At 69.7% G+C, this 11,141-nt stretch carries 9 protein-coding genes; 5 read left to right on the top strand and 4 right to left on the bottom strand.

What is annotated here, in order from left to right; translation table 11 throughout:
- A partial coding sequence (locus AC31A1_RS13730) for a class I SAM-dependent methyltransferase (RefSeq protein ID WP_489653558.1) occupies nucleotides 1–619 on the bottom strand: 619 nt, incomplete at its 3' end.
- A 256-nt stretch (nucleotides 620–875) separates the two neighbouring features.
- Between AC31A1_RS13730 and acnA the strand changes: the two genes are divergently transcribed.
- The 3 genes from acnA (at nucleotide 876) to AC31A1_RS13715 (ending at nucleotide 6,211) form a co-directional block, all read left to right on the top strand.
- Complete coding sequence (gene acnA, locus AC31A1_RS13725) at nucleotides 876–3,590, top strand: aconitate hydratase AcnA (protein ID WP_489653557.1); 2,715 nt, start codon at nucleotides 876–878, stop codon at nucleotides 3,588–3,590.
- Nucleotides 3,591–3,953: 363 nt separating this feature from the next.
- Nucleotides 3,954–4,676, top strand: a complete 723-nt coding sequence (locus AC31A1_RS13720) for a response regulator transcription factor (protein WP_489653556.1) — start codon at nucleotides 3,954–3,956, stop codon at nucleotides 4,674–4,676.
- Nucleotides 4,673–6,211 carry a sensor histidine kinase gene (locus AC31A1_RS13715; protein WP_489653555.1) on the top strand — a complete coding sequence of 513 codons (1,539 nt, stop codon included), beginning with the start codon at nucleotides 4,673–4,675 and terminating at the stop codon, nucleotides 6,209–6,211. The genes AC31A1_RS13720 and AC31A1_RS13715 overlap by 4 nt, the downstream gene beginning before the upstream one ends.
- A 38-nt stretch (nucleotides 6,212–6,249) precedes the next feature.
- Here the strand turns inward: AC31A1_RS13715 and AC31A1_RS13710 are convergent, their stop codons facing one another.
- The 3 genes from AC31A1_RS13710 to AC31A1_RS13700 all read right to left on the bottom strand — a co-directional run bounded on the left by AC31A1_RS13710 (nucleotide 6,250) and on the right by AC31A1_RS13700 (nucleotide 8,594).
- Nucleotides 6,250–7,083 (bottom strand): NEW3 domain-containing protein, encoded by an 834-nt coding sequence (locus AC31A1_RS13710; protein WP_489653554.1) that lies wholly within the window; start codon nucleotides 7,081–7,083, stop codon nucleotides 6,250–6,252.
- A gap of 364 nt (nucleotides 7,084–7,447) precedes the next feature.
- Entirely contained in the window at nucleotides 7,448–8,005 is a 558-nt protein-coding gene (locus AC31A1_RS13705; protein WP_489653553.1) for a hypothetical protein, read from the bottom strand.
- A 49-nt stretch (nucleotides 8,006–8,054) separates the two neighbouring features.
- Entirely contained in the window at nucleotides 8,055–8,594 is a 540-nt protein-coding gene (locus AC31A1_RS13700) for a TetR/AcrR family transcriptional regulator (RefSeq protein WP_489653552.1), read from the bottom strand.
- A gap of 135 nt (nucleotides 8,595–8,729) precedes the next feature.
- On the opposite strand from AC31A1_RS13700, the gene AC31A1_RS13695 reads away from it, so the two are divergent.
- Both AC31A1_RS13695 and AC31A1_RS13690 read left to right on the top strand, forming a co-directional pair.
- Nucleotides 8,730–9,602, top strand: coding sequence for a patatin-like phospholipase family protein (locus AC31A1_RS13695; protein WP_489653551.1), 873 nt, complete (start codon nucleotides 8,730–8,732; stop codon nucleotides 9,600–9,602).
- A 275-nt stretch (nucleotides 9,603–9,877) separates the two neighbouring features.
- A complete protein-coding gene (locus AC31A1_RS13690) occupies nucleotides 9,878–10,966 on the top strand; it encodes a lytic polysaccharide monooxygenase auxiliary activity family 9 protein (protein ID WP_489653550.1) in 1,089 nt (362 codons plus the stop codon).
- The last annotated feature ends 175 nt before the right edge of the window (nucleotides 10,967–11,141 follow it).

Genomic DNA, 11,141 nt, shown 5'->3' with positions numbered 1-11,141 from the left:
GGGTGGGCCGGAGGTAGGACGACATGACGTGCGCGTCCGAGATCACGAGATGCCCGCCGGGCCGCAGCACACGCGCGAACTCGGCCAGTACGGCCGCCAGATCGGGGACGTGGGTCAACGCGAGCGCGCAGACGACCGTGTCGACTGCGTCGTCGGGAAGCGGCAGTTGATGCAGGTCGGCCTGGCGGAGGTCGACGTCCGGCAGCCGCTCCTGTGCCCGCGCGAGCATCTCCGGTGAGGCGTCGACGCCGGTCACGCGATGGCCGAGCCGGTGCAGATGGGATGTGTGCCGTCCGGTGCCGCAGGCGGCGTCCAGTGCCGCGCCGACCGGCAGGCCGTCCAGGATGCGCTGGACGAGGGGCTGCTCGATGTCGATCATCTGGTTGCCGGGATCGTCGTAGTGCGGCGCCCAGTCCTGATAGACGTCGGCCGTACTGATCGCGCCGGGGACCGCTGTGACGCCCTCGGCGTCGGCGAGCTCCGGGGTCTCCAGCAGCCTGCGGATCTCGGCCGTCCGGGCCTCGACGAAGGCCTGGTCGGCGCTTCTTTCCCGGAAGCCGCGCAGCAGGGCGGCGCCCTCAAGTCCCAGCAGATACCCGAGCGGGCTCAGATAGGTCACCCCGGGGACGGTACGGACACGCGGCGCGTCGGCTCCACCGGTTTTCGCGCGCGGCCGGGTCCGGGCATGACCAGCCCGCCCCCATGTACTAGAGTTATCTCGACATCGAGATATCTGCCGAGGTGCACCGCAGCCGCAACACTCCGCCGATCCCAGTAGTAAGGCTTGCCTAACTTAGCCTTACCTTAGCGGATCGGCCAAGACGTCGTAGCGGCAGGATGCGGTGGGAACGCGCACATCAATGAAGGAGACTGTCGTGTCGGCGAACAGCTTCGACGCCCGCAGCACGCTGCAGGTGGGCGACGAGTCGTACGAGATCTTCCGCCTGGACAAGGTGGAGGGCTCGGCCCGGCTCCCCTACAGCCTTAAGGTCCTGCTGGAGAATCTGCTCCGCACCGAGGACGGCGCGAACATCACCGCCGACCACATCCGCGCCCTCGGCACCTGGGACTCGCAGGCCCAGCCGTCGCAGGAGATCCAGTTCACGCCGGCCCGTGTGATCATGCAGGACTTCACCGGCGTGCCCTGCGTGGTGGACCTCGCGACCATGCGTGAGGCCGTGAAGGAGCTGGGCGGCGACCCGGCGAAGATCAACCCCCTCGCGCCGGCCGAGCTGGTCATCGACCACTCCGTCATCGCGGACAAGTTCGGCACCCACGAGGCGTTCGCGCAGAACGTCGAGCTGGAGTACGGCCGCAACCGCGAGCGCTACCAGTTCCTGCGCTGGGGCCAGACCGCGTTCGACGAGTTCAAGGTCGTCCCGCCGGGCACCGGCATCGTCCACCAGGTCAACATCGAGCACCTGGCCCGTACGGTCATGGTGCGCAACGGCCAGGCGTACCCCGACACCCTCGTCGGCACCGACTCGCACACCACGATGGTCAACGGCCTCGGTGTGCTGGGCTGGGGCGTCGGCGGCATCGAGGCCGAGGCCGCGATGCTCGGCCAGCCGGTCTCGATGCTCATCCCGCGCGTCGTCGGCTTCAAGCTCACGGGCGAGCTGACCCCGGGCACCACCGCCACGGACCTCGTGCTCACGATCACCGAGATGCTCCGCAAGCACGGCGTGGTCGGCAAGTTCGTCGAGTTCTACGGCGAGGGCGTCGCCGCCACCTCCCTCGCGAACCGCGCCACCATCGGCAACATGTCGCCGGAGTTCGGTTCCACCGCCGCGATCTTCCCGATCGACGACGAGACCCTGAAGTACCTGCGTCTGACCGGCCGTGACGAGCAGCAGGTCGCGCTCGTCGAGTCGTACGCCAAGGAGCAGGGCCTCTGGCTGGACCCGGCCGCCGAGCCCGACTTCTCCGAGAAGCTGGAGCTGGACCTCTCGACGGTCGTCCCGTCGATCGCAGGACCGAAGCGCCCGCAGGACCGCATCGTCCTGGCGAACGCCGCCGAGCAGTTCAAGAGCGACGTGCGCAACTACGTCGCCGACGACGACGAGGCGGGCAAGGAGTCCTTCCCGGCCTCCGACGCCCCGGCCGCCAGCAACGGCGTCCCGACGAACCCGGTCACCGTGACCGCCCCCGACGGCTCGACCTACGAGATCGACCACGGCGCGGTGACGGTCGCGGCCATCACCTCCTGCACCAACACCTCGAACCCGTACGTCATGGTCGCCGCCGCGCTCGTCGCGAAGAAGGCCGTGGAGAAGGGTCTGACGCGGAAGCCCTGGGTCAAGACCACCCTCGCGCCCGGGTCCAAGGTCGTCACCGACTACTTCGACAAGGCGGGGCTCACCCCCTACCTCGACAAGGTCGGCTTCAACCTCGTCGGCTACGGCTGCACCACCTGCATCGGCAACTCCGGCCCGCTGCCGGAGGAGGTCTCCAAGGCCGTCAACGACCATGACCTGGCCGTCACTTCGGTGCTCTCCGGCAACCGCAACTTCGAGGGCCGGATCAACCCGGACGTCAAGATGAACTACCTGGCGTCCCCGCCGCTGGTCGTCGCGTACGCCCTCGCCGGCTCCATGAAGGTCGACATCACCACCGCCGCCCTCGGCACCGACCAGGACGGCAAGCCGGTCTACCTGGAGGACATCTGGCCCTCCGAGGCCGAGGTCAACGACGTCGTGGCGAACGCCATCGGCGAGGACATGTTCAACAAGTCCTACGCCGACGTCTTCGCGGGCGACGCCCAGTGGCAGGCGCTGCCCATCCCGGAGGGCAACACCTTCGAGTGGGACGCGCAGTCGACCTACGTCCGCAAGCCCCCGTACTTCGAGGGCATGACGATGGAGACCACCCCGGTCTCCGACATCGACGGCGCCCGCGTCCTCGCCAAGCTCGGCGACTCGGTCACCACCGACCACATCTCGCCCGCCGGCGCCATCAAGGCCGACACCCCGGCCGGCAAGTACCTCACCGAGCACGGCATCGAGCGGCGTGACTTCAACTCCTACGGCTCCCGCCGAGGCAACCACGAGGTCATGATCCGCGGCACCTTCGCCAACATCCGCCTCCGCAACCAGGTCGCGCCCGGCACCGAGGGTGGCTTCACCCGCGACTTCACGCAGCCGGACGCCCCCGTCTCCTTCATCTACGACGCCTCGCGCAACTACATCGAGCAGGGCATCCCGCTGGTCATCCTGGCCGGCAAGGAGTACGGCTCCGGCTCGTCCCGCGACTGGGCCGCCAAGGGCACCGCGCTCCTCGGCGTCAAGGCCGTCATCGCCGAGTCGTACGAGCGCATCCACCGCTCGAACCTCATCGGCATGGGCGTCATCCCGCTCCAGTACCCGGCGGGCCAGTCCGCCGAGTCCCTCGGACTGACCGGCGAGGAGTCCTTCTCCGTCGCCGGCATCACCGAGCTGAACGACGGCACCACCCCGAGCACGGTCAAGGTCACCACCGACACCGGCGTGGAGTTCGACGCGGTCGTCCGCATCGACACCCCCGGCGAGGCCGACTACTACCGCAACGGCGGCATCCTCCAGTACGTCCTGCGCAACCTGATCCGCAACTAGGGCCTGTCCGGCGGATCAGGTCGCAGGAGACCGACGGCATCTGATCAGCGCCGGTGAGCGGGGCCTGGTGCGTGCAGCTGCAAGGCGGAGGAGGGCGGCAACGCGGAGCGTTGGCAACCGACGACAACGCGGCTGGGGGTCCCCCCACGCCTTTAAGGCAGTGGGGGAGTGCGTGCCAGGCCCCGCGTCTGCGGCATGATCCGCCGGACAGGTCCTAGCGGCCACGGCAAGGCAGTTGAGGGCCGTATCCCCGGCGACGGGGGTGCGGCCCTCCGCGTTCGTCCGCCGCGCATCCGCGCAGGTCATCGCCAGGACTCAGGTGGAACACAGGGTTCCCCCAGCGGACGGGGACAGAATCGGGACATGACTGGCACATCGGGGTCCCGCAGCAGCCGCGTACGCGTGCTCATCGTCGACGACGAGCCCGCGCTCACCGAGCTGCTCTCCGTCGCGGTCACCGAGGCCGGCTGGCGGCCCTACCCCGCGCCGGACGGGCACAGCGCGCTGCGGATCGCCCGCGGCTGCGCCCCGCACGCCGTCGTCCTCGACGGCATGCTGCCCGACCTGGACGGCGTACAGGTGCTGCGCAGACTCCGGTACGAGAACCCCAGGCTGCCCGTCCTCATGCTCACCGCCCGCGACGCGATCGAGCACCGCCTCGACGGCCTCGAAGCGGGCGCCGACGACTACGTCACCAAGCCCTTCTCCCTGGAGGAGGTCGTGCTGCGGCTGCGCGGACTGCTGCGCCGGGCGGGCGGCGAACGGCCCCCGTCCGACGACTCCGTACGGGTCCTCGGCGACCTCGTCCTGACCGGCGAGACCCGCGAGGTACGGCGCGCCGGTGAGCCGGTCCAGCTCACCGCCAAGGAGTTCGACCTGCTCAGCCTGTTCCTCAACCATCCCCGCCAGGTGCTGAGCAAGGCACAGATCCTCGACCAGGTGTGGAGCAGTTGCTTCGGCGGCGGCAACCTCGTCGAGGTCTACATCTCCAGCCTCCGCCGGAAGATAGACCGGGGCCGGGCGCCGATGATCCACACCGTGCGAGGAATGGGATACGCCCTACGGCCCGTGGAGGACGGCAGATGAACCTCCTGACCCGCAACCGAGGCCGCCTGCGCGGCCGTTCACTGCGCACCCGCCTCCTGCTCTTCATCAGCGCCACCCTGGTCGCCGTGTGCGCCACGATGGCCCTCACCACCGTCTTCGTCCAACGCGCCTATCTGCTGGGCGACTTGGACGACCGGGTCGGTGACGCGGCCCAGCGAAGCCTGGGCGGGGCCGCACACCACCCGGGCTTCGACGGGGACCTCGGGTTCCTCATGGAGAACGGCCACGCCGTCGGGACGCTCGCCGCACGGTTCGACGCCAACGGCAAGATCATCGCCGCGGCCGTCGTCAGACAGGACGCCCCGCCCCAGAACCTCACCGCCACCCAGCGCACGGCCCTCGCGGGCATCACCGCCGACAGCGCGAAACACACCCGGTCCGTGCCCGGCCTCGGCACCTACCGGCTCACGGCCCTCGACAGCGATGGCGTCCGGGTCCTCACCGGCCTCCCGATGGACGACGTACAGCACATGATCAGCGGTCTGGTGGCGGTCGAGGCGGCCGTCGCCCTCACCGGACTGACCGCGGCGGGCTTCTTGTGCGCGGTGGTCATACGACGGCAGCTACGGCCGCTCGGCCGGGTCGCCGCCACCGCGGTCGAGGTCTCCCGCTCGCAGCTCGGGCACGGCGAGGTCACCGCCCTCACCCGGGTCCCCGAGCGGGACACCGACCCCGGCAGCGAGGCCGGCCAGGTCGGCGCCGCGCTCAACCGCATGATCGACCACGTCGAGTCCTCGCTCGCCGAACGCCAGCGCAGCGAGGAGCAGATGCGCCGCAGCGAGGAACGCATGCGCCGCTTCCTCGCCGACGCCAGCCATGAACTCCGCACCCCGCTCGCCTCCATCGCGGGCTACGCCGAGCTGATGAACCGCGGCACCGACCGCATCGAGCCGGGTCTCGCCTGGCGCCGGGTCACCGCCGAGTCGGCGCGCATGACGGGCCTCGTGGAGGACCTCCTGCTCCTCGCCCGGCTCGACGAGGGCCGGCCGTTGCAGTCCGCCGAGGTGGACCTCGCGGCGCTGCTCGCCGAGGCGGTGTGGGACGCGCGCGCCGCGGGCACCGGCCACGAGTGGCAGCTCCATCTGTCCCTGGACGCCCCGGCCCTGGTGGTCGGCGACGAGGCCCGCCTGCACCAGGTGCTGGCCAACCTGCTGGCCAACGCGCGGATGCACACACCAGTCGGCACGACGGTCACGGCGAGCGTCGAGGCCACCGCCGACCGTACCGTCGTCATCCGGGTACGCGACGACGGCCCCGGCATCCCCCCGGCCCTCCTCCCCACGGTCTTCGAACGCTTCACCCGCGCCGACGCCTCCCGCGCCCGGGCCGGCGGCAAGGAGGGCGGCTCCGGCCTCGGCCTGGCCATCGCCACGGCGATCACCGGAGCCCACGGCGGCCGCATCGACGTGACCAGCGTCCCGGGCCGCACGGAGTTCACCATCGAACTCCCGGCCGCCGCCACCGAACTCCCGCCCGCCGAACCGGCGATGCGCGCCCGCACGGCGCCGGTCTAGGAGAGCACCGGCCGCCGTACGGGACTTGGGGCACTGGGCTAGGGACTGGTCGTGAACCCGTCGAAGTCGGCCTCGCCCGTCGTGCCCGAGGCGTGCGAGGTCTGGGTGAGGCCGACGTCCTGGGTGGCCGCGGCGGTGGGGACGGTGAGGGTGCCGACCAGGTCCCAAGTGGCGTTGTCGGACGAGTAATAGCCGCTGTAGCTGGTGCCGTTGCGGACGAGCTTCAGCCACGAGGGGTAGGCGGCGGTTCCGGCGGAGTCCTGCGAGTCCAGCTTTCCGTCGCCGTCGCTGTCCCAGTCGAGGAGGTAGCCGTTGCCCGGGGTCGCGACGAGGGCCACGTACCCGGGTGAGGTGTTGGGCTGGGTGATGTCGTTGCGGACCATGACCCCGGCCTTCGCCCAAACATCCGTGTTCGACTGCGAGTCGAGCTTCACGGTCGTCACCGAACCGTCGTGCTCGGCGCCGGGCAGATAGACCGAGCCGTATTCGTTGGTGCCGTTGTACAGGTCCGCACCCTGCGCCCGGATGCCGAGTTGGGTACCGGACTCGCTGAAGCTCGCGGTGGTGGACGCGAACGTCCGGTAAGGGGCGGTCACTTGGTGGTTGACGATGATCGTGTCACCGGCGGTGAGGCGGGTCCTCCCCCACGACCGGAAGCGGTAACTCGCCGTCCCCTGGAAGTCGTTGGAGGCGAAGAGCTTCGCCGAGGGCGGGATGGACACGGAGTAGGTGGCCTTCAGCGCATGGCCGCCACGGACCGTCCGGCCCCGCGTCACGGAGTGCGTGGTGATCTTCGTGCCGGCCGGCCCGGTGAGGGTCAGGCCGGCATCGGTGATCGACCGCGACCCGTTGTCGGACAGAACGGCGGTCACGGTACGGGTGGTGCTGTCGCCCGACGCGGGCGCCCAGTCGAGCCCGAACGACCGTTGTCATCGGCCCGCGCGGAACGACCGCCGGTCGCGGTCACTCCCATGGTGAGCAGCAGCGCTCCGGTGAACGCGGCCGGCGCACCGCGGATCTGTCTTCTCATGAGCTGTTCCTCCATCGCAACGCCCACTCGACCCAGAAAACGTCAGGAACCAACCCCGTGGATGCGACAAGTGGACAGGACCGAACGCCAGTCACCACATGGCGCGCTTGACCAAAACCAGGTCAAGTCTGTGGGGCCACTGTGGCGTCATCCGGCGGAAGGTCCGCCCGCCCCACCCGGCACATCGGCCCGTTCGGCCGCCGCGGTCATCCGCCGCCGACCGCACGGCCACCCAGCAACCGCGCCTGTTCCAGCTTCAGTTCGCCGAAGCCCTGCCGCGCGTATGCGGCCAGCTCCGCGCCGGGGAACCAGACCATCGACAGGTGCTCCGAGAAGTCGCCCCGCGCCCAGCGCGCCACGGTGATCTCGTATCCCGCCGTGTGCGCGCACAGATCCAGCAGCACCGACGGCATTTCCGGCTCGCGCAGCAGATCCGCCCGCCGGACGACGAGATCGCGCATCTCCCGCAGGACCGGCAGGGAAACGGTCATCACCCACAGCCGCCACTCGGCGAGTTCCTCGTCGGTCGGCGGGGTTTCGTCGCTGAAGGGCGAGATGCCCTCGTGACGGGCGTGCCGCTTCCGGAACGCGGCGAAGGTGCGGGTGTTGGTCTCCGTCAGCGCGAACAACGGCCCGTAGAGGTCGCTGAGTTGACGATTGACCCGGGCGAGCCGCTCCTGTCGCTGCGTCAACCGCAGGCCGTTGAGGTACGTGGCGACATACCCGGCGAAGGCCAGTGCGACCGTGACGGCGACTGTGATCATGTCGGGATCGTAGGGGACCAGGCCGCGGCCGCATCCGTGGGCGGCAGGTTCACGAGTCGCTCGACAGGTATGCGGTCCAACCGCGGGCGGCCTCCAGCAACGATGCGTGGGAGACGTCGTCGAAGGCGCGCAGCTTCAGGAAGTGCTGCGTGATCGTCAGGCCGAGGATGCCGCTCACGGTGATCAGGGCGCGCAGGTGTGCGTCGTCCCCGTCCAGTGACCGGGCGAGGTTGTCGACGCGTTCGTCGAGGAAGGACCGCATCGAGTCCGCCGCTTCCGGCACCGTCAGCATGGACCGGACCAGAGCGGTCGTCTCGGGGGGTAGTTCACCCAGCCGGACGGCGAGGACCTCCAGAAGATGCTCGGCGGCGCTCTGCTCGTCGTCGCCGGGCAGTTGGACGGCCGAGTTGAAAAGGGCGGCCTTCGAGCCGAAGTGCTGCATCACCAGCGAGGCATCCACTCCCGCCACGCCGGCGATACCCCGGATCGTCGCGCCGTCGAAGCCTCGTGCCGCGAATTCCTGCCGGGCGGCGTCGAGGATCCGCTGTGCGGTACGGGCGCGTCTGGCGTCACGGGAGGTCTCGGTCACGGTCTCACTCTACAGGCGTTGAGTGAATGGGGTACGGTCTCTGCTCAACGGCGGTTGAGCGAACTGCCGCAGCGGACCGGGAGGCCTGACATGGCACTGAACGCGATCGAAGAAGGCGGGAGTCCTTCTCGGCGAATGGACTCACGGACGCGCACGGTCGTTGTCGGGGGCGGCGGCACCGTCGGTGTCGCCTGGCAGACAGGCCTGCTCACTGGGCTGCGCGAAGCCGGTGTCGACCTGACGGGGGCCTCGGTCATCGTGGGAACGTCCGCCGGAGCTCTGGTCGGTGCGCTGCTGGCCGGCGGCCGCGAGCCCACCGACGCCCTCGCGGTCCTGGCGGCGGTCGGGCGGAGGATTGACTTCGCCGGCCTGACGGCAGGCTCGGAAGCCTTCCTGAACGCCTCGCGCCGAGCCGCCCTCGCCGCCGACCCGCGGCAAGCGCTACGGGCGATCGGCTCCGCGGCCCAGGAGGCGACGACCACGCTCACCGAGGACGACTACCTCGGCCTGCTCGAAACACTCGACGGTGCCGCCTGGCCCGCCGGGTTCCGATGTACCGCGATCAACACCGACACCGGCGAGCTCGTCGTGTGGGGCCAGGAATCCGGTGTGCCGCTGCTGCACGCTGTCGCCGCCAGTTGCGTCGTCCCGATGCTGTTCCCCACCGTCATCATCGAAGGAGCCCGCTACATGGACGGCGGCATCCTCAATCACCTGAACGCGGTGGTGGCCCCGCCGGCCGACCTTCTCGTGGCCATTTCCTGCCTTCCCCTCGGGTCCCGGGGCGGCGGAGCCGGCAGCGAGCTTTCCGCCTCGACCGTGAGAGCGGACGCGGAACTCGCCCAGTTGCGCGAAACCACCCGGCTGATACCCGTGGACCCCGATTTCAGCCGTCTCAAGGCTCCGGTGAAAATGATGGACCCCGAGATCACCGGCCAGGCTCTCCTCATCGGCAAGCACCAGGCAGAACGCGAAGCGGCAGCGATCCGGGCCGCCTGGGACGTCTGACACTCCACCAGAAGCCCGCCCCGGTCTGTGGATGCCCCACCGGCGACCACCCGTTGCGGTGCCGTGAAGGTCTGAAGGTCACAGCCACTTCAAGTGGCCCCCGCCGTTTACAGCCACCCCAGTCCGCGCTAACTTCACGGACAAGTGGGGTGGGAGCGCTCCCACCCGTCCGGCGGTCCGGAACCCGCCGGGTGGCCGGGTCGCCCCACCCCACGCAGTCACCTCCGCACGTTCCTCGCACCCGCCGACCGAAGGGACGTAGAACTGTCATGTCCGTGACAAATCCAAGCCCAACTCCCGGTGCCGTACCGCGATTACCGCGCCCCACCCCCCACCGAGCCCTCTTCCTCGTGCTCCTCGCCCTGCTCACCACCGTCCCCGCCCTGGCCCTGATCCTCGCCACCGGCGGCAGGGCGGAGGCCCACGGCACCCCCATGAAACCCGGCAGCCGCACCTTCCTCTGCTGGCAGGACGCGCTCACCGACACCGGCGAGATCAAACCCGTCAACCCGGCGTGCAAGGCGGCCCAACAGATCAGCGGCACAACGCCGTTCTACAACTGGTTCTCCGTGCTGCGCTCCGACGGCGCCGGCCGCACCCGGGGCTTCGTGCCGGACGGCGAGCTGTGCAGCGGCGGCAACCCGAACTTCACGGGCTTCAACCTCCCGCGCGACGACTGGCCGTTGACGCATCTGACCTCCGGCGCGACGGTCGACTTCTCGTACAACGCCTGGGCGGCGCACCCGGGTTGGTTCTACGTCTACATCACCAAGGATGGCTTCGACCCGACGAAGACGCTCACCTGGGACGACATGGAGGACACCCCGTTCCTCACGGTCGACCACCCGCCGCTGAACGGCACGCCGGGCACGGTCGAGGCCAACTACTCCTGGACCGGGCAGCTTCCGGCGGACAAGTCGGGGCGCCACATCATCTACATGGTGTGGCAGCGCTCGGACAGCACGGAGACCTTCTACTCCTGCTCGGACGTCGTGTTCGACGGCGGCAACGGCGAAGTGACGGGTATTCACGACCCGGGCAACCCCACCGACCCGGTACCCGGCGTCTGTTCGGCGACCCGGCACACGACCGGCACCTGGCCCGGCGGCTACCAGTCCGAGGTGACCGTCACCAACTCCGGCGACGTCCCGATGCTCGGCTGGATGGTCAACTGGGCACTCCCCGCAGGCCAGTCGGTCGCCAGCCTCTGGAACGGCAACGCGACCTACAGCGGCCAGGACGTGATGGTCCACAACGCCGACTGGAACGGCTCGCTGAGTCCAGGACAGAGCGCCACCTTCGGATACGTCGTGAACGGCGACGGCGGTGATCCGGCAACTGCCCTTCCCTGCCAGGTCGGTTGAGCCTGTGCTCTGGGCGGACCCGGTGGTCGGGGGCCACCGGGTCCGCGAGCCGGACAGGCAATGGGGGTTGAACCTGCCCGGGTGGTGCGTGGCTTGGCGCGACACTGTGGTGCGACAACGTTGTCGAATGGTCTGCATATGACTCTACCGCCCCAACGGACAACGATGTCAAGCC

The organism is Streptomyces sp. P5F9 (assembly GCF_057961495.1).
The sequence above is the reverse complement of the archived record's forward strand: the minus strand, read 5'-3'. Positions and strand labels throughout refer to the sequence as shown.